Origin of the sequence: Pseudomonas sp. B16(2017) (assembly GCF_002113205.1) — a bacterium.
Classification (GTDB): Bacteria; Pseudomonadota; Gammaproteobacteria; order Pseudomonadales; family Pseudomonadaceae; genus Aquipseudomonas; species Aquipseudomonas pharyngis.
In genome coordinates this window covers 367,366-393,035 of sequence record NZ_NEKA01000005.1, presented here as the reverse complement: position 1 = coordinate 393,035, position 25,670 = coordinate 367,366, and the positions used below count along the sequence as shown (strand labels likewise).

23 protein-coding genes are annotated in these 25,670 nt (G+C 60.8%); 13 read left to right on the top strand and 10 right to left on the bottom strand.

Translation table 11 applies throughout. The annotated features are described in order from the left end of the window. The first annotated feature begins 158 nt into the window (after positions 1 to 158). The 10 genes from CAG25_RS11485 (at position 159) to CAG25_RS11440 (ending at position 11,238) form a co-directional block, all read left to right on the top strand. Positions 159 to 1,073, top strand: a complete 915-nt coding sequence (locus CAG25_RS11485; RefSeq protein ID WP_007954670.1) for a LysR family transcriptional regulator — start codon at positions 159 to 161, stop codon at positions 1,071 to 1,073. 99 nt (positions 1,074 to 1,172) lie between these two features. Continuing rightward, complete coding sequence (locus CAG25_RS11480) at positions 1,173 to 2,660, top strand: gamma-aminobutyraldehyde dehydrogenase (RefSeq protein WP_085611450.1); 1,488 nt, start codon at positions 1,173 to 1,175, stop codon at positions 2,658 to 2,660. A gap of 82 nt (positions 2,661 to 2,742) precedes the next feature. After that, positions 2,743 to 3,894 (top strand): putative ABC transporter substrate-binding protein YdcS, encoded by a 1,152-nt coding sequence (gene ydcS / locus CAG25_RS11475; protein ID WP_085609162.1) that lies wholly within the window; start codon positions 2,743 to 2,745, stop codon positions 3,892 to 3,894. Between the two features lie 127 nt (positions 3,895 to 4,021). Continuing rightward, the gene (locus CAG25_RS11470) at positions 4,022 to 5,059 is read left to right on the top strand and encodes an ABC transporter ATP-binding protein (protein ID WP_085611449.1); all 1,038 of its coding nucleotides are present in this window, start codon (positions 4,022 to 4,024) and stop codon (positions 5,057 to 5,059) included. A gap of 1 nt (position 5,060) precedes the next feature. Next, positions 5,061 to 5,996: an ABC transporter permease gene (locus CAG25_RS11465; protein ID WP_085611448.1), complete on the top strand. Its 936-nt coding sequence runs from the start codon at positions 5,061 to 5,063 to the stop codon at positions 5,994 to 5,996. Then, a complete protein-coding gene (locus CAG25_RS11460; RefSeq protein ID WP_085611447.1) occupies positions 5,986 to 6,795 on the top strand; it encodes an ABC transporter permease in 810 nt (269 codons plus the stop codon). The genes CAG25_RS11465 and CAG25_RS11460 overlap by 11 nt, the downstream gene beginning before the upstream one ends. Before the next feature lie 171 nt (positions 6,796 to 6,966). Then, entirely contained in the window at positions 6,967 to 8,391 is a 1,425-nt protein-coding gene (locus CAG25_RS11455) for a gamma-aminobutyraldehyde dehydrogenase (RefSeq protein WP_085611446.1), read from the top strand. Between the two features lie 145 nt (positions 8,392 to 8,536). Next, positions 8,537 to 10,021 carry an APC family permease gene (locus CAG25_RS11450; protein WP_085611445.1) on the top strand — a complete coding sequence of 495 codons (1,485 nt, stop codon included), beginning with the start codon at positions 8,537 to 8,539 and terminating at the stop codon, positions 10,019 to 10,021. A gap of 406 nt (positions 10,022 to 10,427) precedes the next feature. Continuing rightward, a complete protein-coding gene (locus CAG25_RS11445; RefSeq protein ID WP_085611444.1) occupies positions 10,428 to 10,934 on the top strand; it encodes a Bro-N domain-containing protein in 507 nt (168 codons plus the stop codon). A gap of 100 nt (positions 10,935 to 11,034) precedes the next feature. Then, on the top strand, positions 11,035 to 11,238 hold the full coding sequence (locus tag CAG25_RS11440; protein WP_085611443.1) for a hypothetical protein: 204 nt from the start codon (positions 11,035 to 11,037) through the stop codon (positions 11,236 to 11,238). Positions 11,239 to 11,248: 10 nt separating this feature from the next. On the opposite strand, the gene CAG25_RS11435 is transcribed toward CAG25_RS11440, so the two are convergent. Next, entirely contained in the window at positions 11,249 to 11,434 is a 186-nt protein-coding gene (locus CAG25_RS11435; RefSeq protein ID WP_007954656.1) for a hypothetical protein, read from the bottom strand. A gap of 404 nt (positions 11,435 to 11,838) precedes the next feature. Between CAG25_RS11435 and CAG25_RS11430 the strand changes: the two genes are divergently transcribed. After that, on the top strand, positions 11,839 to 13,467 hold the full coding sequence (locus CAG25_RS11430) for a glucan biosynthesis protein D (RefSeq protein ID WP_007954654.1): 1,629 nt from the start codon (positions 11,839 to 11,841) through the stop codon (positions 13,465 to 13,467). 157 nt (positions 13,468 to 13,624) lie between these two features. Here the strand turns inward: CAG25_RS11430 and CAG25_RS11425 are convergent, their stop codons facing one another. The 4 genes from CAG25_RS11425 to CAG25_RS11410 all read right to left on the bottom strand — a co-directional run bounded on the left by CAG25_RS11425 (position 13,625) and on the right by CAG25_RS11410 (position 17,928). Beyond that, positions 13,625 to 14,158 carry a GNAT family N-acetyltransferase gene (locus CAG25_RS11425; RefSeq protein ID WP_085611442.1) on the bottom strand — a complete coding sequence of 178 codons (534 nt, stop codon included), beginning with the start codon at positions 14,156 to 14,158 and terminating at the stop codon, positions 13,625 to 13,627. Positions 14,159 to 14,246: 88 nt separating this feature from the next. Next, on the bottom strand, positions 14,247 to 15,353 hold the full coding sequence (locus tag CAG25_RS11420; protein ID WP_039769573.1) for an NADH:flavin oxidoreductase/NADH oxidase: 1,107 nt from the start codon (positions 15,351 to 15,353) through the stop codon (positions 14,247 to 14,249). 268 nt (positions 15,354 to 15,621) lie between these two features. Then, the gene (recJ, locus tag CAG25_RS11415; protein WP_085611441.1) at positions 15,622 to 17,331 is read right to left on the bottom strand and encodes a single-stranded-DNA-specific exonuclease RecJ; all 1,710 of its coding nucleotides are present in this window, start codon (positions 17,329 to 17,331) and stop codon (positions 15,622 to 15,624) included. Between the two features lie 54 nt (positions 17,332 to 17,385). Continuing rightward, the gene (locus CAG25_RS11410; RefSeq protein WP_064593644.1) at positions 17,386 to 17,928 is read right to left on the bottom strand and encodes a YaeQ family protein; all 543 of its coding nucleotides are present in this window, start codon (positions 17,926 to 17,928) and stop codon (positions 17,386 to 17,388) included. A gap of 146 nt (positions 17,929 to 18,074) precedes the next feature. Between CAG25_RS11410 and CAG25_RS11405 the strand changes: the two genes are divergently transcribed. Then, complete coding sequence (locus CAG25_RS11405; RefSeq protein WP_085611440.1) at positions 18,075 to 19,274, top strand: CaiB/BaiF CoA-transferase family protein; 1,200 nt, start codon at positions 18,075 to 18,077, stop codon at positions 19,272 to 19,274. A 13-nt stretch (positions 19,275 to 19,287) separates the two neighbouring features. Beyond that, a complete protein-coding gene (locus CAG25_RS11400; protein ID WP_178076458.1) occupies positions 19,288 to 20,181 on the top strand; it encodes a TIGR02285 family protein in 894 nt (297 codons plus the stop codon). Positions 20,182 to 20,355: 174 nt separating this feature from the next. On the opposite strand, the gene CAG25_RS11395 is transcribed toward CAG25_RS11400, so the two are convergent. From CAG25_RS11395 to CAG25_RS11375, 5 genes are all read right to left on the bottom strand, one after another. Next, entirely contained in the window at positions 20,356 to 20,637 is a 282-nt protein-coding gene (locus tag CAG25_RS11395; protein ID WP_085611439.1) for a DUF3509 domain-containing protein, read from the bottom strand. Positions 20,638 to 20,802: 165 nt separating this feature from the next. Beyond that, entirely contained in the window at positions 20,803 to 21,210 is a 408-nt protein-coding gene (locus CAG25_RS11390; protein WP_085611438.1) for a response regulator, read from the bottom strand. A 118-nt stretch (positions 21,211 to 21,328) separates the two neighbouring features. Then, positions 21,329 to 22,699: a transporter substrate-binding domain-containing protein gene (locus CAG25_RS11385; protein ID WP_085611437.1), complete on the bottom strand. Its 1,371-nt coding sequence runs from the start codon at positions 22,697 to 22,699 to the stop codon at positions 21,329 to 21,331. Between the two features lie 119 nt (positions 22,700 to 22,818). Then, positions 22,819 to 24,228 (bottom strand): threonine synthase, encoded by a 1,410-nt coding sequence (gene thrC, locus CAG25_RS11380; protein WP_064382412.1) that lies wholly within the window; start codon positions 24,226 to 24,228, stop codon positions 22,819 to 22,821. Positions 24,229 to 24,294: 66 nt separating this feature from the next. Next, entirely contained in the window at positions 24,295 to 25,599 is a 1,305-nt protein-coding gene (locus CAG25_RS11375; RefSeq protein ID WP_011332618.1) for a homoserine dehydrogenase, read from the bottom strand. Between the last annotated feature and the right edge of the window lie 71 nt (positions 25,600 to 25,670).

The window sequence follows — 25,670 nt, the reverse complement described above, 5'->3', positions numbered from 1 at the left end:
GGTTATCCGGATCAATAAGGCCCTCAGCCTAGTTCGAAAGTGCCCGTCACTTGGGTGCGAGTGTGCTTCCAGATGTTGCCTGGCCCACAGCAGCCCTTCGCAAAAATAGATATACACTCGAGGCAATCTATAAAAACCGCCCACCGGGTAATCCTTCCATGATGACCTTGCGTCAGATCCGCCATTTCATCGCCGTGGCCGAGACCGGCTCGATCTCCGCCGCTGCGCAAACCGCGTTCATTTCCCAATCGACCCTGACCCTGGCCATCCAGCAACTGGAGGAAGAAATCGGCGTCAGCCTGTTCAATCGCCACGCCAAGGGCATGACCCTTACCCATCAGGGCCACCAGTTCCTGCGCCAGGCGCACCTGATTCTGGCCACCGTGGACAACGCCAAACGCAGCCTGCAACAGAGTACGGATCAGGTCGCCGGGCAGTTGATCGTCGGCGTGACCAGTCTGGTAGCCGGTTATTACTTGGCGGATTTGCTCACTCGTTTCCAGCGCGCCTATCCCAATGTCGAGATCCGGGTGATGGAGGACGAGCGGCCGTACATCGAGCATTTGCTGGTCAGTGGCGAGATCGATGTCGGTGTGCTGATCCTCTCCAACCTCGAAGACCGCCACGCCTTGCAGACCGAAGTGCTGACCCACTCGCCGCACCGTTTGTGGCTGCCGGCCCAGCATCCGCTGCTGGAACACGACAGTATCAACCTCGCCGATGTCGCCCGGGAGCCGTTGATTCAACTGAACGTCGATGAAATGGATCGCAACGCCCAACGCCTCTGGCGCGGCGCGGGACTGCAACCGAAGATCACCCTAAGAACCGCGTCCACCGAGGCCGTGCGAAGTCTCGTCGCGGCGGGTCTCGGCGTGTCGATCCAGCCGGACATGACGTATCGCCCATGGTCGCTCGAAGGCGACATCATCGAAGCGCGGCCGATTGCCGATCTCAACCAGACCCTCGACGTCGGTCTGGCCTGGCGTCGTGGCACCGCCCGCCCCGCGCTGGTCGATCCTTTCCTGACCGTTGCCCGCGAACAGCCCCACGGCGGACGCAAGCCATCTATTTAATCGAATGCCACCTTCAGTATTTAGAATTTGTCGACCCCGGAGCCGCGCACTAGTCTTGCTGCATCGATAAGACGGTCGGCTCCCGGAACAGGGAGCAACATGGCCATACAAGAAAAGAGATCACGGAAAATGGCTGGCGCGCAGACCCACATGCACACCGCGTTGCTGATCGACGGCGAACTGGTCGCCGGCCAGGGTTTTGTCGAACCGATCCTCAACCCGGCCACCGGCGAAGTCCTGACCCAGATCGCTGAAGCCAGCACCGAGCAAGTCGAAGCCGCCATCCTCGCCGCCCACCGCGCCTTTGCCGAGTGGTCGCGCACCACCCCGCAACAACGCTCGAACTTCTTGCTGAAAATCGCCAACGCCGTCGAAAAACACGCTGACCACCTCGCCCGCCTCGAAGCCCTGAACTGCGGCAAGCCTTTGCATCTGGCGCGGCAAGACGACTTGACCGCCACCGTCGATGTATTCCGCTTCTTCGCCGGCGCCGTGCGCTGCCAGACCGGGCAGCTCAGCGGCGAATACGTGCCGGGCTACACCAGCATGGTGCGCCGCGATCCGATTGGCGTCGTCGCTTCGATTGCGCCGTGGAACTACCCGATCATGATGGCCGCGTGGAAGATCGCCCCGGCCCTCGCCGCCGGCAATACGCTGGTGTTCAAGCCATCCGAGCACACGCCGCTGTCGATTCTGGCATTGGCCCCGGCACTGGCCGAGATCCTGCCGCGCGGGGTAATCAACATCGTCTGCGGTGGCGGCGAAGGCGTCGGCAGTCACTTGGTTGGCCACCCGAAAGTGCGGATGGTGTCGCTGACCGGCGATATCGTCACCGGCCAGAAAATCCTCCAGGCCGCCGCCAAAACCCTCAAACGCACGCACCTCGAACTCGGCGGCAAAGCCCCGGTGATCGTCTGCAACGACGCGGATCTCAAAGCGGTGGTCGAAGGCGTGCGCACTTATGGCTATTACAACGCTGGGCAGGATTGCACCGCCGCGTGCCGGATCTACGCCCAGGCCGGGATTCACGACAAGTTGGTGGCCGAACTTGGCACGGCGGTCAGCAGCCTTCGCTTTGCCGGCAAACGCGATGCCGATAACGAAATCGGGCCGCTGATCAGCACTCGTCAGCGCGACCGCGTGGCCAGTTTTGTCGAGCGCGCCCTCGGCCAGCCGCACATCGAACGGGTGACCGGCGCAGCGGTGCATTCCGGCGCCGGGTTCTTCTATCAGCCAACGCTGCTGGCCGGTTGCAAACAGAGCGATGAAATCGTCCAGCGCGAAGTGTTCGGCCCGGTGGTGACCGTGACCCGCTTCGACGAACTGGCGCAAGCGGTGGACTGGGCCAACGACTCGGAATACGGCCTCGCTTCGTCGGTGTGGACCCAGAACCTGGACAAGGCGATGCAGGTTGCCGCACGGCTGCAATACGGCTGCACCTGGATCAACAGTCATTTCATGCTGGTCAGCGAAATGCCCCACGGCGGGCTGAAACGCTCCGGTTACGGCAAAGACTTATCCAGCGATTCGCTACAGGACTACAGCGTGGTGCGGCACATCATGGCCCGCCACGGCCAGCATCTCTGACTACGCTAATAACAAGCCGACCACGGCATGCTTCACCGCGTTCACAACTGCCCCGACCATAATTTGAAGAAGAGGGTTCACCATGTTCGTGCACAAGACCGCACTGCTCAGTGCAATCACCACGGCCCTGCTGGCCAGCGCCAGCCTGCAGGCCGCCGAGCCGCTGAAAGCCGTCGGCGCCGGCGAAGGCCAGCTGGACATCGTCGCCTGGCCCGGCTACATCGAACGCGGTGAAAGCGACAAGGCCTACGACTGGGTGACCGGTTTCGAGAAGGAAACCGGCTGCAAGGTCAATGTGAAAACCGCCGCCACCTCTGACGAAATGGTCAGCCTGATGGCCAAGGGCGGTTACGACCTGGTGACGGCGTCGGGCGATGCGTCGCTGCGGTTGATCGTCGGCAAGCGTGTGCAGCCGATCAACACCGCGTTGATCCCGAACTGGAAGTCCCTCGACCCGCGCCTGAAAGACGCGCCGTGGTACGTGGTCAACAACCAGACCTACGGCACCCCGTACCAGTGGGGCCCGAACGTGCTGATGTACAACACCAACGTGTTCAAGACCGCTCCGACCAGCTGGAACGTGGTGTTCGACGCGCAGAACCTGCCCGACGGCAAGCCGAACAAGGGGCGCGTGCAAGCCTACGACGGTCCGATCTACATCGCCGACGCGGCGCTGTACCTGAAATCCACCAAGCCTGAGCTGGGGATCAAGGATCCGTACCAGCTCACCGAAGATCAGTACAAGGCTGTGCTGGAACTGTTGCGCGCTCAGCAGAAGCTGATCCACCGTTACTGGCACGACACCACGGTGCAGATGAGCGACTTCAAGAACGAAGGCGTGGTCGCGTCCAGCGCCTGGCCGTATCAGGTCAACGGCCTGATCAACGAGAAACAGCCGATCGCTTCGACCGTGCCGAAAGAGGGCGCCACCGGCTGGGCCGACACCACGATGCTGCACGCCGAGGCCAAACACCCGAACTGCGCCTACAAGTGGATGGACTGGTCGCTGCAGCCGAAAGTCCAGGGTGATGTGGCGGCATGGTTCGGTTCGTTGCCGGCGGTTCCGGCGGCTTGCCAGGGTAGCGAGCTGCTGGGTGCCGAGGGGTGCAAGACCAACGGGTTCGATCAGTTCGACAAGATCGCTTTCTGGAAAACACCGCAGGCTGAGGGTGGGAAGTTTGTGCCGTATAGCCGGTGGACGCAGGATTACATTGCGATTATGGGCGGCCGCTGACACGCCGCCCTAGCCCGTTTGTTCCCCCGTCGAGGCGTCGACGTGGGAACGATCAACTCGAACACTGTTTTTCAGAAGTCCAGGCAGGGCCGCTGCGACGGCCCTCGCCTTTTTGGAGCACCGCACCATGACGCTTGCAGTCCAGTTCACCAACGTTTCCCGGCAGTTCGGCGAGGTGAAGGCCGTTGACCGGGTTTCCATCGACATCCAGGACGGCGAGTTCTTTTCCATGCTCGGCCCCTCAGGCTCCGGCAAGACCACGTGCCTGCGCCTGATCGCCGGGTTCGAGCAACCGAGCGCGGGCTCGATCCGCATTCACGGCGCCGAAGCCGCCGGCCTGCCGCCCTATCAACGTGACGTCAACACAGTGTTTCAGGATTACGCGCTGTTCCCGCACATGAACGTGCTGGACAACGTTGCCTACGGCCTGAAGGTCAAAGGCGTGAGCAAAACCGAGCGCCACAAGCGCGCCGAAGAAGCCTTGGACATGGTCGCCCTCGGCGGCTACGGCGCGCGTAAACCGGTGCAGTTGTCCGGCGGTCAGCGCCAGCGTGTTGCCCTCGCCCGCGCGCTGGTCAATCGCCCGCGAGTGCTGCTGCTCGACGAACCGTTGGGCGCCCTCGACCTGAAACTGCGCGAACAGATGCAGAGCGAGTTGAAGAAGCTGCAACGCCAACTCGGCATCACTTTCATCTTCGTCACCCACGATCAGACTGAAGCGCTGTCGATGTCCGACCGCGTGGCCGTGTTCAACAAGGGCCGCATCGAACAGGTCGACACGCCGCGCAATCTGTACATGAAACCGACAACCACCTTCGTCGCCGAATTCGTCGGCACCTCGAACGTGATTCGCGGCGATCTGGCGCGCCAGCTCAGCGGCCATCCACAGCCGTTCTCGATCCGCCCGGAACACGTGCGTTTCGCCGAAGGCCCGCTGGCCAGCCATGAAATCGAAGTCAGTGGTCTGCTCCACGACATTCAATATCAGGGCAGCGCCACACGCTATGAACTGACCTTGGAAAACGGCCAGACCCTGAGCATCAGCCAAGCCAACACTCAGTGGATCGACAGCAGCGCGCAGCACCAGACCGGTCAGCGCATCAGTGCACGCTGGGCGCGGGAAGCGATGATTGCGCTGCACGACACCGTTGCGAGCGGGGTGTGACATGACCGCCCTCGCCCTCCCGCAATCGGCGCCGTTGCGCAGGTTTTCCAACCTGCTCTATCGCAAGCCGAACCTGTATCTGTCGATGCTGCTGGTGCCGCCGCTTTTGTGGTTTGGCGCGATCTATCTGGGCTCGCTACTGGTGCTGTTGTGGCAAGGTTTCTACACCTTCGATGACTTCACCATGGCGGTGACGCCCGACCTGACTCTGGCCAACTTCGCCGCGCTGTTTCAGCCGTCGAACTTCGACATCATCCTGCGCACCCTGAGCATGGCCATCGTGGTCTCGATTGCCAGCGCCATCGTCGCGTTCCCGATTGCCTACTACATGGCGCGCTACACCACCGGCAAGACCAAGGCGTTTTTCTACATCGCCGTAATGATGCCGATGTGGGCCAGTTACATCGTCAAGGCCTACGCCTGGACGCTGCTGCTGGCCAAGGGCGGCGTCGCGCAGTGGTTCGTCCAGCACCTGGGGCTTGAGCCGGTGCTGCAGTTCATTCTGGGGATTCCCGGGGTCGGCGGCAGCACCCTGTCGACCTCGCATCTGGGCCGGTTCATGGTGTTCGTCTACATCTGGCTGCCGTTCATGATCCTGCCGATCCAGGCCTCGCTGGAACGCCTGCCGCCGTCGTTGCTGCAAGCCTCCGCCGACCTCGGCGCCAAGCCGAGTCAGACCTTCATGCAGGTGATTCTGCCGCTGTCGGTGCCGGGCATCGCGGCCGGTTCGATCTTCACCTTTTCGCTGACCCTGGGCGACTTCATCGTGCCGCAACTGGTGGGCCCACCGGGCTACTTCGTCGGCAGCATGGTCTACGCGCAACAGGGCGCAATCGGCAACATGCCGATGGCCGCAGCGTTCACGCTGGTGCCGATCGTGCTGATCGCCATTTACCTGTCCATCGTCAAACGACTGGGGGCCTTCGATGCACTCTGAGAAAGCCTCTTTAGGCCTGAAAATCGCAGCCTGGGGCGGGTTGGTGTTTCTGCACTTCCCGATCCTGATCATCTTCCTCTACGCCTTCAACACCGAAGACGCGGCGTTCAGCTTTCCACCGAAAGGCTTCACGCTGCACTGGTTCAGCGTGGCGTTTTCCCGGCCGGACGTGCTGGAAGCAATCAAGCTGTCTTTGCAGATCGCAGCCATCGCCACGCTGATCGCCATGGTGCTCGGCACCCTCGCTTCGGCGGCGCTTTATCGTCGGGACTTCTTCGGCAAACAGGGCATTTCGCTGATGCTGATCCTGCCGATTGCATTGCCGGGGATCATCACCGGGATCGCGCTGCTGGCGACCTTCAGGACACTGGGGATCGAGCCGGGGATGTTCACCATCATCGTCGGTCACGCGACGTTCTGCGTGGTGATCGTCTACAACAACGTCATCGCCCGTCTGCGCCGCACTTCACACAGTCTGATCGAAGCGTCGATGGATCTCGGTGCCGACGGCTGGCAGACCTTCCGCTACATCATCCTGCCGAACCTCGGCTCGGCGCTGCTCGCTGGCGGCATGCTCGCGTTTGCGCTGTCGTTCGACGAAATCATCGTCACCACCTTCACCGCCGGTCATGAACGCACCTTGCCGCTGTGGTTGCTCAACCAGTTGAGCCGCCCACGGGACGTGCCAGTGACCAACGTCGTGGCGATGCTGGTGATGCTGGTGACCATGCTGCCGATCCTCGGCGCCTACTACCTGACCCGGGGTGGCGAGAGCGTGGCCGGCAGCGGCGGCAAATAACCGAATAACTGAAGAAACTGGATCGAAATGTGGGAGCGGGCTTGCTCGCGAAGAGGCCATCACATTCAGCATTGATGTCGGCTGCTCCAACGCCTTCGCGAGCAAGCCCGCTCCCACAATGGAACCCGGTTTCTTCAGAAAAATAACAATGGCTTCGAAGAGGACAACAACATGCAAACCAAACTCTTGATCAACGGCCAACTGGTCAACGGCGAAGGCCCGGCGCAACCGGTGCTCAACCCGGCACGCGGTGAACTGCTGGTGGAAATCAACGAGGCCACCGAAGCCCAGGTCGATGCCGCCGTGCGCGCCGCCGACAGTGCCTTCGCCGAATGGTCGCAGACCACACCGAAAGACCGTTCACTGTTGCTGCTGAAACTCGCCGACGCCATCGAAGACCACGGCGAAGAGTTGGCCAAACTGGAATCGGACAACTGCGGCAAACCCTACAGCGCCGCGCTGAATGACGAGATCCCGGCGATTGCCGACGTGTTCCGTTTCTTCGCCGGCGCCAGCCGTTGTATGAGCGGTTCGGCCGGCGGCGAATACCTGCCCGGACACACCTCGATGATCCGCCGCGACCCGGTGGGCGTGATCGCGTCCATTGCGCCGTGGAACTACCCGCTGATGATGGTCGCCTGGAAAATCGCCCCGGCCCTCGCCGCCGGTAATACCGTGGTGCTCAAGCCGTCGGAACAAACCCCGCTGACCGCGTTGCGTCTGGCCGAACTGGCGTCGGACATTTTCCCGGCCCGTGTACTCAATCTGGTGTTCGGACGTGGGCCGAGCGTGGGCAGTCCGCTGGTGACCCATCCGAAAGTGCGCATGGTGTCGCTGACCGGCTCCATCGCCACCGGTTCGAACATCATTTCCAGCACCGCCGACAGCGTCAAACGCATGCACATGGAATTGGGCGGCAAGGCCCCGGTGATCATCTTCGACGACGCCGACATTGATGCGGCGGTCGAAGGTATTCGCACCTTCGGCTTCTACAATGCCGGCCAGGATTGCACCGCCGCGTGCCGGATCTACGCCCAGCAAGGTATTTACGACAAGTTCGTCGAGAAGCTTGGCGCAGCGGTGAGCAGCATCAAGTACGGTTTGCAGGATGATCCGTCGACCGAACTGGGACCGCTGATCACCGCCCAGCATCGCGACCGCGTGGCCGGGTTTGTCGAACGCGCCGTGGCGCAACCGCACATTCGCTTGATCACTGGCGGCAAGGCTGTCGAAGGCAGTGGTTTCTTCTTCGAGCCGACCGTGCTGGCCGACGCCCAGCAGGACGACGAAATCGTCCGTCGCGAAGTGTTCGGGCCGGTGGTGTCGGTGACCAAATTCACCGATGAGGCTCAGGCGTTGGAATGGGCCAACGATTCGGACTACGGCCTGGCGTCTTCGGTGTGGACGGCGGATGTAGGACGCGCGCATCGCCTGTCCGCGCGGTTACAGTACGGCTGCACCTGGGTGAACACGCACTTCATGCTCGTCAGCGAAATGCCCCACGGCGGTCAGAAACTGTCCGGCTACGGCAAGGACATGTCCATGTACGGGCTGGAGGACTACACCACGGTTCGGCATGTGATGTTCAAGCACTAAAGGCATTCCCCCGGCTTCAAGGCAGAAACCGGTCATCCGCATCACCAGGCATTCAAAACAATAACTACCGATCCGGGCGGCGCTCACAAAGCCCCGCCACGGTTTCGGCCATCCGAAATCTGCCGATTTCACGGAGCAAACACACATGAGTGCATCACCCGATCTCTCAGCCGCCGTTGCCGACAGCGATGCCGAACAACTGCGCCAACTGGGCTACACCTCCAACTTCAACCGCAGCATGAGCCTGTGGGAAAACTTCGCGCTGGGCTTCACTTACCTGTCACCGGTCGTAGGGGTTTATACCCTGTTCGGCCTGTGCCTGGCCGCCGGCGGGCCACCGATGTTCTGGGCTTACTTGCTGGTAGGTTGCGGGCAACTGCTGGTGTGCCTGATCTTCGGCGAAGTGGTGTCGCAGTTCCCGATTTCCGGTGGCGTTTATCCTTGGGCACGTCGCCTGGTCGGCAAGAAATGGGCATGGATGGTCGGCTGGATCTACTCCATCGCCCTGTGCGTGACCATCGCCGCCGTGGCGGTCGGCGCCGGCCCGTACCTCGCGGCCATGCTGGGCTTTGAACCGAGCAACAACACCAACATCGTCATCGCCCTGGTGCTGACGCTGTTCGCCACACTGGTGAACCTCAGCGGCACCAAAGTGCTGGCGCGGATCGCCATGTTCGGCTTCCTCTGCGAACTGGTCGGCGCGGTGATCGTCGGCGTGTACCTGCTGATTTTCGAGCGTCACCAACCGATCAGCGTGCTGTTCAACACTTTCGACATCAGCGTCGACGGCTCCTATTTGCCGGCGTTCCTCACCGCGTCGCTGGCGGGGATGTTCCTCTACTACGGCTTCGAAGCCTGCGGCGATGTGGCCGAAGAAACCCCGAACCCGAGCAAGAAAATCCCGGTGGCCATGCGCATGACCATCTACATCGGCGGTATCGCGGCGATGTTTGCTTGCCTGGCATTGATCCTCGCCGTGCCGGACATGCAAGCGGTGATCAACGGCACCGACAAGGACCCGGTCACCACCATCCTCAACAACGCCTTCGGCCCGATCGGTTCGAAAGTGGTGATGGGCGTGGTAATGATTTCCTTCATCTCCTGCGTCATCAGCCTGCAAGCGGCGGCAAGTCGTCTGCTGTATTCCTACGCTCGCGATGAAATGGTCATCGGCAGCCGACTGCTGAAAAAGATTTCTCCTACGACTCAGGTGCCGGTTGCTGCACTGTTCGTGTCCGGCGTCCTGCCCGGCCTGATCATCGCCCTCGGCTTCTTCCTGCAAGACGCCGTGGCCACCATCGTCAGCTTCGCCGCGATCGGCATCTACCTCGCATTCCAGATGATCGTCCTCGCCGCCCTGTACGCCCGTAGCAAAGGCTGGAAACCCAGCGGCAAATTCACCCTCGGCGCCTGGGGCTGGCCGGTGAACATCGGCGCGCTGGTCTATGGCGTCGGCGCAATCATCAACATGGCCTGGCCCCGCACCCCGGATGCAGCGTGGTACATCAACTACGCGATGGTGCTGAGCACGGTGATCGTGATTGGGCTGGGGCTGGTTTACATGTGGATTGGCAAGCCGTATGACCATGGGAAGGCGCCGGCTGGGGATGCCTGGAAAGTTAGTCGCTAAGAAAAACAGCCCCGGATTTATCACAATTTCGGGGCTGATTTCTTTCAGCGTCAGTTACTCGCTTCCTACAGACCGAACCCTCAGCATTCAGTCCCCTTTCCTACGAATGGCGTCGGCAGAGTAGACTTGGCGCCGCTAGCGCCTGACCGATAGGCTTTACCCCGTCGCTGCCCAATCAGCGGCCCGGGGTCGAAGCCGGAAATCTGTCAAAACGGTGCTTGCGTGCCCCCATTGAACTGCGGCTGCTTTGCAACTTCAGTTCTGCGTTATGGCGGGCCGTGTGGCGCGGGCCTTCCGCCTTTTCCGTTTCGACAGGAAGTAACCCGACTTCGAACGCCACTCGGTTCGCCACCCAACTTTTCGAAGAGTTGGTGGCGACTTTCCTACTCGAAACGGAAGTCATCTCATGCCAGCACCTACTCACAATCCGAATACTGAATATTTCACTCCCACCGTCTTCACCCGCCACAACCGCTTCCTCCACGCCCTCCTGCTTGATCATCAAGCCTGGTTCTGCGCTCAAGATCTGGGCCGCATGATGGGCCATCCCTTGAACCCACGCGTCACGCTCAAACTTGACCCCGACCAACGCCGCACCGTCCGCCTGCGCAAGGACGGCGATGTTGTCGAGACCCCGATGGTCAGCGAATCCGGCATGTACGCGCTGCTCGTCCATCATTTCATTCCGGAAAACCGCAATCTGCGCCAATGGCTGAGCAATGAGGTGATTCCCATCCTGCGGGAAACCAGCTCAGCAACAGCGGAAAACTGCCCAAGCCTGAGCTCGGTGCATTGGGCAGGCGTCACCGTGCCGCTGTTGCACTGGCAACAACAGGCTTGGGTGAAATGGCGTGATATGCCGGAGTTGGTGCTCGGTCAGCAGCCCTATCAGGTATCGGGGACATGTAGCTGACGGCCTCACTTGGCCCAATGAAAAAAGGGGCGGACTCCAGAGTCAGCCCCTTCAATGTTCACCATCAACCTCGACACATTTCTGAGCGAGTCCCTAACTGATGCGCAACGCCATCCCCGCACTTCAGCCCATTCTCGAAATCATCCCGAGTGACGAGAATTTTGCTGAAGACTACCTGCAAAAACTCGTCAAACAATGTGCGGTTGCCGAGCATCTGCACGCAATCCATGTCGGCATCGCCGACGCTGACGCGGGTAAGTTGATTGATCTGGCCACCGTGAAAGCCAAATGGCTTTCACGGTGAACCTCCTGTTTCAAAACCGCGAAACACTCCTCATCGCATCCACCAGATACCGCATCGCAATCCGGTCGCTCTCCGACAACTCGCGGTAACGCTCCACCAGTTTCAGTTCGTCAGGACTGAGCCGGCGTCTTCGCCGGACGTTGGTGAGGCAGGGAAAGATGCCTAACATTTCGGTGATGCCTTGTCCTTTTGTCATGGACGATGTCCTTTTCCAGTACGTCAGAAATTTCTCGAAAACCGCATCGCCCTGCTCCTTTAAGCAGCGATTTGAGCCCTGCCGGTCGGATGGGTCGTGACCGGCGATGCCCATAGAATAGAAATTAAATCGGCGCTGAAAAGCTGTTTTTAGAGTAATTAGTCGAAAAAAGCAGATATGCCCTATAAATCAGAAAAGTCTGTGAGATAAATAACCGTAACGTCTTGTTTCATTGAGACGCTGTCGCCGTGCTATCAATGAATTTTGCAAAATCGGCGAACCGATTAAGCTAGCGGGCATCTGTTACTAGTCCGTAGCGTTTGGCCGAAGGCTTGTCCGAACCGTAATTTCTGATCCAGTACGTGCCAGGAACGGCGCGGGATTGTCCACGACAGGTTGTATTTATGCACCGCAGGAATTTGCTCAAAGCGTCCATGGCCATTGCGGCTTACACCGGCCTTTCCGCCTCCGGCCTGCTCGCCGCACGCGCTTGGGCCGCCTCTGGCGGTGCCGCCGACGGTGAAGCCCAGGCCTTCGACTTCGAAACGCTGAAGCGCCAGGCCAAGCAACTGGCCGGCAGCGCGTATCAGGACACCAAACAGGTGCTGCCGCCGACCCTGGCGACCATGACCCCGCAAAACTTCAATGCGATCCGCTACGACGGCGAGCATTCGCTGTGGAAGGAAAACAAGGGTCAGCTCGATGTGCAGTTCTTCCACGTCGGCATGGGTTTCCGTCAGCCGGTGCGCATGTACAGCGTCGATCCCAAGACCCGCACGGCCCGCGAGGTGCATTTCCGCCCTCAGCTGTTCAACTATGAAAACACTTCGGTCGACACCCAGCAGCTCAAGGGGGATCTGGGGTTTGCCGGCTTCAAGTTGTTCAAGGCGCCGGAACTGGATCGGCATGACGTGGTGTCGTTCCTCGGCGCCAGCTATTTCCGCGCGGTGGATGCCACTGGCCAATATGGCCTCTCCGCCCGTGGCCTGGCCGTGGACACCTACGCCAAGAAACGCGAAGAATTCCCTGATTTCACCAAGTTCTGGTTCGAAACCCCGGATCAGAACGCGACCCGCTTTGTGGTCTACGCCCTGCTCGACTCGCCGAGCGCGACCGGTGCCTATCGTTTCGACATCGATTGCCAGGCCGAACGCGTGGTAATGGAAGTCGACGCCCACATCAACGCCCGCACCGCCATCGAACAATTGGGCATCGCGCCGATGACCAGCATGTTCAGCTGCGGCACCCACGAGCGCCGGATGTGCGACACCATCCACCCGCAGATCCATGACTCGGATCGTCTGGCCATGTGGCGCGGCAACGGCGAGTGGATCTGCCGCCCGCTGAACAACCCGGCGACCCTGCAATTCAACGCCTTCGCCGACACCGATCCGAAAGGGTTCGGTCTGGTGCAGACCGACCACGAATTCGCCAACTATCAGGACACCGTCGACTGGTACAGCAAACGTCCGAGCCTGTGGGTAGAACCTACAACCGCGTGGGGCGAAGGCTCTATCGATCTGCTGGAAATTCCTACAACCGGCGAAACCCTGGACAACATCGTTGCGTTCTGGACGCCGAAGAAACCGGTAGCCGCCGGCGATTCGCTGAACTACGGCTACAAGCTCTACTGGAGCGCCCTGCCGCCGGTCGGCACGCCGCTGGCGCGGGTGCATGCGACTCGCTCGGGCATGGGTGGATTCGTCGAAGGCTGGGCACCGGGCGAGCATTACCCGCCGGTCTGGGCCCGTCGCTTTGCTGTGGACTTCACCGGTGGCGGCCTGGATCGCCTACCGCAGGGCACCGGGATCGAACCGGTGGTGACCTGCTCCAACGGCAAGGTGCAGGATTTCAGCGTGCTGGTGCTGGATGACATCAAGGGTTACCGGATCCTGTTCGACTGGTACCCGACCAATGACAGCGTGGAGCCGGTTGAGCTGCGACTGTTCATACGCACCAATGACCGCACGCTGAGCGAGACCTGGTTGTACCAGTACTTCCCGCCGGCGCCGGACAAGCGCAAGTATCCTTGATGTTTTGAGGCGCCTGCGCGGGCCTCTTCGCGAGCAAGCCCGCTCCCACATTGGATCTGGTTCGATCACACAGTGTGTGACCGACACGGAGCCAGGGTGGGAGCGGGCTTGCTCGCGAAAGCGTCAGAATATTCAACATCGGATGGAAGGCACTGCGTCAGGTCAGTGGGCAATACAGATGAATGTCTTTGGGCTCTTGATCAAACAACTCAGAATCCGGGTGATCAACCAACCGGCAACCCTGACGCTGATAGAACTCCACGGTATTGCGCGACTCGGTCGCCGAGACATACAGCGCTTCGGCGCCGATCCTCCGACCATGGGCGCAGGCCAGGGCAAACAATCGCCCGCCAAGCCCCTGCCCACGCCAGGCACGGCTGATGTGCAGGAACTTCAACTGCCGCATGTTCAGACCCTGATTGTGAATAACCCGGTTATCCACAACCACCGCCGCCACCAGTGTCTCGCCATCGAAAAGCCCGTGTAGCCAACCGCCGCTGCGCCAGCATTTTTCCAATACCCGCGCATTCTCCTCTGCCTCCCCTTCGGGCCACCCGCGCATGTCGAAACGCACCGGATACAGAACCAGCTCACCGTTTTCTACGCGATAGCACGCCTCAACCAGTTCACTGCGGTCGATCAGCGCCAGCAGCGGCAAGTCGGATTCCGTCAGCTCTCGTTCGATCAACATGCGATCCATTCCTTTGCATTCCAAACGATAGGCAAGAAAAAACCCGCCTTTTCAATGGCGGGTTTTATAGGCGCTGCGACAGTTCGGATCAATCCCGCAGATCAGACTCATGAATCGGCTGATCACGATGGGTCGCACGTTGATACTGCGCCGGCCACACCGCTTTGCGGCCGCCCAGGTCATCGTCGGCGTGCAGCGGCCAGTACGGATCACGCAGCAGCTCACGGGCGAGGAAGATGATGTCGGCCTGACAGGTTCTAAGGATGTGCTCGGCCTGGGCCGGCTCGGTAATCATTCCCACGGTGCCAGTGGCGATGCCTGACTCCTTGCGCACCCGTTCGGCGAAGCGCGTCTGATATCCCGGACCCACGGGGATTTCGGCGTTGGCTGCCGTGCCGCCCGATGACACATCGATCAAATCAGCCCCCAAGGCTTTCAGGCGTCGCGCCAGCTCCACGGTTTCATCGGGATTCCAGCCGTCCTCGACCCAGTCGGTAGCCGAAAGGCGCACAAACACCGGCAGTTCTTCCGGCCATACGGCGCGCACCGCCTCAGTCACTTGCAACACCAGACGAATACGATTTTCGAACGAACCACCGTACTGGTCGCGGCGCTGATTGCTCAGCGGCGACAGAAACTGGTGCAACAGATAACCGTGCGCCGCATGCACCTCGACCACACTGAAACCAGCGGTCAGCGCGCGTTTGGCCGCGGCCACGAAGTCCTGAATGACCTGGGCGATCTGCCCTTCATCCAGCTGTTTCGGTTGGGTGTGTTGCGGGTCAAAGGCAATCGGCGAAGGCCCGACCGGCGTCCAGCCACCGTCCTCCGGTTTGACGCTGCCGTGCTTGCCGATCCACGGCCGGTGGGTGCTGGCCTTGCGCCCGGCGTGGGCCAGTTGTATGCCGGCCACTGCGCCTTGGGCGGTGATGAAACGGGTGATGCGTTGCAGCGGTGCGATCTGTTCGTCGTTCCACAAGCCCAGGTCTTCGGCGGTGATCCGCCCGTCGGCCGTGATTGCCGTGGCTTCGGTGAATACCAGGCCAGCGCCCCCCACCGCACGGCTGCCGAGGTGCACCAGATGCCAGTCGTTGGCCAGGCCATCGACGCTGGAGTACTGGCACATGGGCGACACGGCGATGCGGTTGGGCAGGGTCAGTTGGCGGAGGGTAAAGGGTTCAAGCAGCAGACTCATGGGGCACCTCTCAAATCAGTGGGCAGGCTCCAGGGTTCTGTTTGAAAAGTCGACGAGTGACAGGAAAAAGGTGCAGCACCCGCCCCCGCGGGCAAAAAATTCGACAAGACGTCACAAGGCCAATCAAGCAGTGCTTAGAGCCTAGTCGACAACTGGGGATGAGGCAGGGTTCAGAGTGATTCAGTGTGTGAACGTCCCCCTTCGCGAGCAGGCTCGCTCCCACAGGTACGGTGTTGTCCTGGTGGGAGCGAGCCTGCTCGCGATGGACTCAGCGCGGTTCGATGTGGGCAATCATCAGTTGCACGGTCTCATTGCCGCGAAACTCGTTCAGATCGAGCTTGTAGGCCAGTTCGACCCATTTGATCGTCGGGTTCGGCCAGATATCACGATCAATGCCGAAGGCGATGCCATCCAGCTTCACCGAACCGCATTCGGTTTTCAGCACCACTTTCAGGTGCCGCTCGCCGACCACTCGCTGCTCGACCAACTGGAACACGCCATGAAACAGCGGCTCCGGGAAATGCTGGCCCCACGGCCCGGCGTGACGCAGGGCGCGGGCCAGCTCCAGATGAAATTCCTCGACCGCCAGCGTGCCGTCCGACAGCAGGCGCCCGGTCAGATCCTCTTCGCGAAGCTGCCTGCGCACTTCGGCGTCGAAGGCCTCGGCGAACAACGGAAAATTCTCCTGCGGCAAAGTCAGGCCTGCCGCCATCGCGTGACCGCCGTACTTGGCGATCAGATCCGGATGCTGCGCCGCGACCACGCTCAGCGCATCACGAATATGAAAGCCCTGAACCGAACGCCCAGAGCCCTTGAGCAGACCGTCACCGGCATCGGCGAAGGCGATGGTCGGGCGGAAGTAACGCTCCTTCATCCGCGAAGCCAGAATACCGATGACACCCTGATGCCATTCCGGATCGAACAGGCACAAACCGAACGGCATCGACTCGACCGGCAAGTCCTTGAGCTGGGCCAGCGCTTCACGCTGCATGCCTTGCTCGATGGATTTGCGGTCCTGATTCATGCCGTCCAGTTGTGCGGCCATTTCCCGGGCCAGCGCAGGGTCGTGGGTCAGCAGGCATTCGATGCCCAGGCTCATGTCATCCAGACGCCCCGCCGCGTTCAGGCGCGGGCCGACGATGAAACCGAGGTCGGTAGACGTAATGCGCGAAGCTTCACGCTTGGCCACTTCCAGGATCGCCTTGATCCCCGGCCGCGCACGTCCGGCGCGAATTCGCTCCAGACCCTGGTGCACCAGAATCCGGTTGTTGGCATCCAGCGGCACCACGTCGGCAACGCTGCCCAGCGCCACCAGATCCAGCAGTTCGCCGATGTTCGGCTGCGGCTTGCTCTCGTACCAGCCGAGGCTGCGCAGGCGTGCGCGCAAGGCCATCAACACATAGAAAATCACCCCGACCCCGGCCAGCGCCTTGCTCGGAAACTCGCAGCCGGGCTGGTTCGGATTGACCAGCGCATCGGCTTGCGGCAGCTCATCGCCGGGCAAATGGTGGTCAGTAATCAAAACCTTCAGGCCATGGCGCTTCGCGGCCGCGACACCTTCAACGCTGGAAATGCCGTTGTCGACGGTGATCAACAGTTGCGGCTCGCGGGTCATCGCGACTTCGACGATCTCAGGGGTCAGGCCGTAGCCATATTCGAAGCGGTTCGGCACCAGATAATCGACGTGCGCCGCGCCCAGCAGGCGCAGACCGAGCACGCCCACGGTGCTGGCCGTCGCGCCGTCGGCGTCGAAGTCGCCGACGATCAGGATCCGCTGACGCTGCTCCAGCGCCGTCACCAGCAGATCAACCGCCGCATCGATCCCTTTGAGCTGCTGGAACGGAATCAGCCGCGCCAGGCTCTTGTCCAGCTCCGCTTCGGACTGCACGCCCCGCGCCGCGTACAGGCGGGTCAGCAGGGGTGGCAGTTCACCGAGAAACGGCAGAGTGGCGGGCAACGGGCGAGGATCGATACGCATGGGGTGACAGAAGCTTCTCTTGAATACGTGGGATTTTTCGGGAGTAACGCGGAATTAACCGCGCTCGCCTTGCAGCCAGCTGAGCTGGACTTCGTGCTGGCCACGGTCGTCGGTGACGAAGATCGTGCCTTCGCTGATCATCACGTCCCACTTGATGACGCGGGGCATGTCCTTGGCCAGGGTTTCCAGCACTTCCTGCGGAACAGCGGCAATGTTGACGTTCTTCAGGTTTTTGATCGCCGGAATCACCTTGCCTTCCCAGACGCGCAGGCTGCCGTAGGCCAGCAGGCTGGTGCGTTCGGTGCGGCGCGAGCACCAGGTCAGGCGATCGGCATCCGGCTGGCCGACTTCGATCCAGTGCAGGACGCGGTCGTCCAGGCTCTTTTCCCACAGCGCAGGTTCATCCACGTCCGACAGACCACGCCCGAACGACAGTTGCTCGTTGTACCAGAGCGCGTAGGCCAACAGCCGCACGGTCATGCGTTCTTCGGTTTCCGAAGGATGGCGGGCGATGGTCTGCTTCACGTTCTCGTAGACGCTGCGGTCAAGGTCGGTGAGGTTCAGTTCGAATTTGTAGGTAGTGGACGGCTGGGCCATGAACGGGCTTCTTGATACGAGGAAAGTCGGCAAGTCTAACCGATGCTGTAGGCAATCCACGAATTGATGGCGATCAACCTTGCGCGACTGACAGCCGGCTATGTTAAAACGCTCTATCTGCTCAGCCTTGTCCTACAGGATCTCGCATGCCGTTCGCCAACAAACCGCTCAGCGGTCTGAAAGTCATTGAATTGGGTACTTTGATTGCCGGGCCGTTTGCCTCGCGTATCTGCGGCGAGTTCGGTGCCGAAGTGATCAAGATCGAGTCGCCGGACGGCGGGGATCCGTTGCGCAAATGGCGCAAGCTGTATGAAGGGACTTCGTTGTGGTGGTTCGTCCAGGCGCGCAACAAAAAGTCCCTGACGCTGAACCTCAAACACCCCGATGGCCTGGCGATCCTGAAAAAACTGTTGGGTGAAGCCGACATCCTGATCGAGAACTTCCGCCCCGGCGTGCTGGAAAAACTCGGCCTGGGCTGGGAAACCCTGCATGCGCTGAACCCGAAACTGGTGATGGTGCGCCTGTCCGGTTTCGGCCAGACCGGGCCAATGAAAGATCAGCCAGGTTTCGGTGCGGTCGGCGAATCCATGGGCGGCCTGCGCTACATCACCGGTTTCGAAGACCGCCCGCCGGTGCGCACCGGAATTTCCATCGGCGATTCGATTGCGGCTTTGTGGGGCGTGATCGGCGCGTTGATGGCCTTGCGTCATCGCGAGGTCAACGGCGGTCTCGGCCAGGTGGTCGATGTGGCGCTGTACGAAGCGATCTTCGCCATGATGGAAAGCATGGTGCCGGAGTTCGATGTCTTCGGCTTCATTCGTGAGCGCACCGGCAACATCATGCCGGGCATCACCCCGTCCTCGATCCACACCAGCGCCGACGGCAAACATGTGCAGATCGGCGCCAACGGCGATGCGATTTTCAAGCGCTTCATGCTGATCATCGGCCGTGAAGATCTGGCAAACGACCCGGCGCTGGCCAGCAACGACGGGCGCGACAGCCGTCGTGACGAGTTGTATGGGGTGATCGATCGCTGGGTCAATTCGCTGCCGCTGCAAACCGTGCTGGATCTGCTGAATCAGGCCGAAGTACCGGCCAGCCGGATCTTCAGTGCCGAAGACATGTTCAACGATCCGCAATACCTGGCCCGGGAAATGTTCCTCCACGCCAAATTGCCGGACGGCAAACCTTTCAAGATGCCGGGCATCGTGCCGAAACTCTCTGAGACACCCGGCACGTCCGAATGGGTCGGACCGCAGCTCGGTGAGCACAATGCGCAGGTACTCCACGATCTTGGCTACGACGAGAAGCAGATCGCCCGGCTGCGCGAAGACGGAGCCATCTGAGCTGAAGCCCCTGATGCCCTCGGCCTCGAACCGCGCCCACCATTGGTGGACCTGGCGGTTGTTCGGCCTGCTGTTCCTGATGGTACTGCCAGCGTGGGCGCAGGCCAAACCGACGCTGATCTGGCTGTTGCGCGACCTGCCGCCACTGACGATCTTCGAGGGTCCGAAAAAGGGCCAGGGCGTTATCGATCAATTGATGCCGATGCTGATTGCCGGCATGCCGCAATACGAACACACCTTGATGCGGGTCAATCGCGCCCGTGGCACTCAAATGCTGCATGAACATCCCTTCGCCTGCGATCCTTCGCTGGTCTGGAACAGGGAGCGGGCGCAATGGATCGCCTTCTCCATCCCCGCGTTTCGCGCTGTCAGCAATGGCCTGGTGGTGCGTCAGAGAGATCGCGAAGTGCTGGAGCCGTTTCTGGTCGACGATGAAGTCGACCTGTCGGCATTTCTGGCCAACGGCGAGCGAAAAGTCGGCGTGGTAGCCGAGCGCAGTTATGGCGAGTACATCGATACATTGCTGCATCAGGCACCGAGCGGCGCGCTGACGCCCCATTACGGCAACGATGCGCTCAGCAGCCTGCTGTCGATGCAGCGCCTGGGACGTTTGCAGGTGGTGCTGGGTTACTGGCCGGAAATCCGTTATCAGGCGCGCCAGGCCGAGATCACCGAGGACGAACTGCTGTTCTTCCCGATTCGCGGCACGGGCAAGTACCTGTCGGGCCATGTCGGCTGCACCGACACCGCGGCGGGTCGACAGGCGATCACCGAGATCAATCAGCTGTTGCGCACCCTGCCCCACGATCATCTCAACCAGCTCTACGCCGATTGGCTCGACCCCGAAAGGCGTCAGGATTATCTGGAACAGGCGCGGATTTTCTTCCAGCGACAAGCCGCGCAGTGAAATCCGGGCAAAAAGAAACCCCGAGAAGTGGGGAGACGACTCGGGGTTAAACGTGGCCTGTATCAAAGACCCGTAGCAGCAAGCGACAAGCACCGGAGCACAATGCTTGCTCCTGCTGTTACCGGGTCTGACCGACCTGGATGCAGGAAGGTTCCCACAAATGAAAAATCAGTTTCAGAGGGCCGGGTGCTTGTCGAGGGCTGCGTTTCGCAACGCGGCGATCACACAGGGTTCCAGCCGGCCTTCGGCAATCAGGATGTCACGGTGCAGACCGTCGACCACATCTGTCAGTTGACGCTTGTCGCTCAATTGCGCCTGATTGAATTCGCGCTCCACCACGATCGCGCCGTTGCCGTTCTTCAAAGTCACCAGGCATTCGCCATGGCGACCCCGAGGGGTCAACGTCACTTGATACGGGCTCAGAGCCTCACCGAGCAATAGACTGATACTTTCCATCTCGATCTCCACTCAATAGTCCGAAAACACAGTGCCTGGGGCGTGTTCACAGTAAATGACCACCGGCCCGAGAGGAAAGTTCTGCTTGTCGCCGGCCTCTCCCGGAGCGTCACCGGCCTATCGGAGCATGCAGGGTGAAGATGACAGGAAAATAACCATGGGGGTTCAAGCGTCCACGCAATGCCGGTGGCTTGTCATGTAGGTGTCCAGCAGACTCCTCATCAACACCGCCGACACCGGCGTGTGCAGGCGGCCCAGCAAGGTGATCCCGTGTTCGCCGAGCAAGGTTTCCAGCTCTTGCAGCAGGCTGGGAGTCACGGCCCCCAGCAGAATCATCGCCCGCGCGTCCTGCCGCTCGGCCAGATGCCGGATCAGCGCCAACCCGTCCCCGTTCTGCAATTGTGGATTGCACAGGGTGATGTCGACCGCCCCGCGACGTTCCAGTGACCGCTTTGCCGAACCCAGCGACGGCGCGGTCAGCACATCGTAGATACCGATGGCGTTGAGCATCTGGTGCAACGCCATCAGTTGGAACGGATTGGGTTCTAGAATCAGGATCTTGAGCGAGCGCATGGGACGACCTCTGGAGCGGCAATCGCGGATTCACGACGCTGTGGCCTGTCACTCTAGGGCAGTCGTCCTAAGCCTCCCATCAGAAAAGTAGCCACGTTTTATAGGAACTTTCCCATCTTTAATGCAGACATCGACATCCACTCTCCTTCCGCCGCTCGGTAATGTCCGTCCAGCCACCCAGCAGGCCACGCAGTTTTCCATCCGCACTGTAAAACGGCACCGTCCATTGGTAGATCTGACGGGGGCCGCTCTTGAACACCAGCTGCCGTTTGCTGAAACGTGTTTTACGAGTGCCCAGCTGCGCCATGAATTCTTCGTGCAGCATCAGTGCCGTGGCCTGTGGAAGCGCATCGATCTCGAACAGCTTCCGGCCCTGTACCTGCTCCAGCCGAACCGACAGCGCATCTTCATAACTGCGATTGCACATGATCAACCGCCCCTGCAGATCGCGAACGAATACGGGATCGGGCATCGCATCGATCAATGCATGTTGGAAAGCCAGTTGATCACTTAGATCCTTTTCTGCCGCCCGTCGCTGCTTTACCTCGGCCGCCAAACGGCGGTTCCACAGCAAGGGCAATAGTCCGAACACCCCAAGCGCGCCCATCGCCCAACATCCCCACTTGATCAGGAGCGAGCCGATCGAGGGAACCGGAGCGGGAGCAACGCCGTCCAGCCATTTCAGGCGCATGGCACGCAGTTCGGCCGCCGAGAAAGCGCCCAATGCCTTGTTGAGGATGCTCACAAGCTCAGGCAGCCCTTTGCGTACCGCCAGATGATCCGCCTCCCACTTGCCCTCCACCAGACCACCGACCTTGAGCAGGCCCGAGGGAAACAGCTGAGCCCCGATCTCGTTCTCGATGGTGGCGTAGGCCTCGCCACTCTCGACCAGCGCTCGCGCCTCGGCATACGTTTTCACCGAGCGGATCTGGATCGACGGGTAGTCACGTCGAATGCTGTCCTCCAGCGCATGCCGGGCCGGCAGGACCAACACCCGCTTTGCCAGCGCTTCGAACGACTGTATCGCCGGTTCGCCCGAATGACCGACGAATACCCAGCCAGCACCGCCGAACGCGTGACTGAAGTCCAGGAATGCCTTGCGCTCGTCGTTCATCGCCAGGGTCGTGCTGATATCGGCCACGCCACTCTGAAGCCGTTCCAGCATGTGATCGGTGGAGAACGACTCCTGATGGACGAACTGCAATCCGGTCATGGCGCTGATATGCGTGAGCACATCGTTGTTCAAGCCGCTCCAATGACCATGTTCATCCTGAAACAGATACAACGGGTACTGCACCGAGGCGACCGTCACTCTGGGGTTATCTCGAATCCACTGTCGCTCATGCTCATCCAACTCGATAGGCTGAACGGTTGTCACCCCATCGGAATGGCTCGCCAGATGGGCCGCTTCGGTCCACTGCGACACCCCGAACATCGCCCACACACACAACCAGCACAGCGCCGGTTTCAATCCTGAAAAAAACCGCATTGCCACATCCTTCGTCATCGACTCACCCGTCCTTCGTGGGTGAAACCCGGGCAGTGTGGCATGCATAAACAAGAAAGCCCGTCAGGAGACGGGCTTCAAAATGTGACAGCTTTGCGGGCTTAGAGGGGCTTGCCTCGGTTGCCATGCTGACTGACAAAGGCTTGCACGGCTTTCAGCTCATTCGGCAGGACGGTGCAGCGCTCTTCTCTCTCAAACAAATCAGAAAGATGTGCAGGTAGTTCGAGAGCTTTTCCTACACCGGCTTTCTCCACCGCGTCCGGGAACTTGACCGGATGCGCCGTGCCCAGAATCACCATCGGGATGTCCAGGCTGCGACGGCATTCGCGCGCGGCTTTCACGCCAATGGCGGTGTGCGGATCCAGCACTTCACCGGTCTGCTCGTAGACTTCGGCGATGGTTTCGCAGGTTTGCGCATCGTCCACGGCCAGCGAGTCGAACAGTTTGCGTGCTTCGGTCCAGCGTTCCTGTTCGACGCTGAAACCGCCGCCCTGCTTGAACGAATCCATCAGCCCGGCAATTGCCGCGCCGTTGCGACCGTGCAGGTCGAACAGCAGGCGTTCGAAGTTCGACGAGACCATGATGTCCATCGACGGCGACAGCGTGGCGTGCAGGGTTTCCTTGACGTACTGGTTGCCACTCATGAAGCGGTGCAGGATGTCGTTGCGGTTGGTGGCGACGATCAGCTGGTTGATCGGCAGTCCCATGTTGCGCGCCAGATAGCCGGCGAAGATGTCGCCAAAGTTGCCGGTCGGCACCGAGAACGACACCGAACGCGCCGGGCCGCCCAATTGCAGGGCCGCGTGGAAGTAGTAAACGATCTGGGCCATGATCCGCGCCCAGTTGATCGAGTTCACTGCAACCAGGCGGGTGCCCTTGAGGAAGCTCTGGTCGGCGAAGCTGGCCTTGACCATTTCCTGGCAGTCATCGAAGTTGCCTTCGATGGCAATGTTGTGGATGTTCTCACCGAGGATGGTGGTCATCTGCCGACGCTGCACTTCGGACACGCGGTTGTGCGGGTGCAGAATGAAGATATCGACGTTTTCGCAGTGCTTGCAGCCTTCGATGGCGGCCGAACCGGTGTCACCGGAGGTGGCGCCGACGATCACCACGCGCTCGCCGCGCTTTTCCAGCACGTAGTCGAGCAAGCGACCGAGCAGTTGCAGGGCGAAGTCCTTGAACGCCAGGGTCGGGCCGTGGAACAGCTCCAGCACCCATTCGTTGCCGTTCAACTGACGCAGCGGCGCAACGGCGTTGTGGGCGAACACACCGTAGGTTTCTTCAAGAATCTTTTTGAAATCGGCGTCCGGAATGCTGCCGGTGACGAACGGGCGCATGACGCGGAAGGCCAGCTCGTGATACGGCAGGCCGGCCCAGGAAGCGATTTCTTCCTGGGTGAAACGTGGCAGGTTTTCCGGGACGTACAGACCGCCGTCGGTGGCGAGACCGGCCAGCAGGACGTCTTCGAAATTCAGGGCCGGTGCCTGGCCGCGGGTACTGATGTAACGCATGACTGACTCCAATGGACAGTGTTCACGACACCGGCCCCGCTGGCGGGACCGGTGAAGGAGATCGGCTTAGTTCAAGTGCTCGACGCGGATCCGCACAACCGGACCGACCACGCCCGCGAGCGCTTCGAGGGCGGCGATCGCGTCGTTGATGTGCTGTTCCAGCACGCGGTGGGTCAGCAGAATCATCGGCACCAGGCCGTCGTGTTCCTCGACTTCCTTCTGCATGATCGACTCGATGTTGATGCCGCGCTCCGAGAGGATGCTCGCCACCTGAGCGAGTACGCCCGGATGGTCCTTGGCCTGAATGCGCAGGTAGTAGGCGCTTTCGCAGGCTTCGATCGGCAGGATCGGATGGGCCGACAGCGAGTCCGGCTGGAAGGCCAGGTGCGGCACGCGGTTTTCCGGGTCGGACGTCATGGCGCGAACCACGTCCACCAGATCCGCGATCACCGACGAAGCGGTCGGCTCCATGCCGGCGCCGGCGCCGTAGAACAGGGTCGAACCGGCAGCGTCACCGTTGACCATCACCGCGTTCATCACACCGTTGACGTTGGCTATCAGGCGATCGGCCGGTATCAGCGTCGGGTGTACGCGCAGCTCGATACCGGCGGCGGTGCTGCGTGCCACGCCCAGATGCTTGATGCGGTAGCCCAGCGCTTCGGCGTAATTCACGTCGGCGGTGGTCAGCTTGGTGATGCCTTCGGTGTAAGCCTTGTCGAACTGCAGCGGAACACCGAATGCGATCGACGCCAGGATCGTCAGCTTGTGCGCCGCGTCGATGCCTTCGACGTCGAAAGTCGGATCAGCTTCGGCGTAACCCAGCGCTTGCGCCTCGGCCAGCACGTCTTCGAAGGTGCGACCCTTCTCGCGCATTTCGGTGAGGATGAAGTTGCCGGTGCCGTTGATGATCCCGGCGACCCAGTTGATACGGTTGGCGGACAGGCCTTCACGGATCGCCTTGATCACCGGAATGCCGCCGGCTACCGCCGCTTCGAACGCCACGATCACGCCTTTCTCGCGTGCCTTGGCGAAAATTTCATTACCGTGAACGGCAATCAGAGCCTTGTTCGCGGTGACCACATGCTTGCCATTCTCGATGGCCTTGAGTACCAGCTCGCGGGCAACGGTGTAGCCGCCCATCAGCTCTATGACGATGTCGATCTCAGGGTTCGTGGCCACTTCGAAGACATCGTTGGTAATCGCAATACCGGTCGTCTGGAACTGAGGCTTTGGCGTGCGCATGGCAATTTGTGCCACTTCGATTCCACGCCCGGCACGACGAGCAATTTCCTCGGCGTTGCGCTGAAGTACGTTGAAGGTTCCGCCACCGACGGTCCCTAACCCACAGATGCCTACTTTGACCGGTTTCACTGTGAACTCCCCATAAAACGGCCGACACGAGGCCGGCCGTGAAAACAACCGCAGGTTCGCGGCTCTCTGTT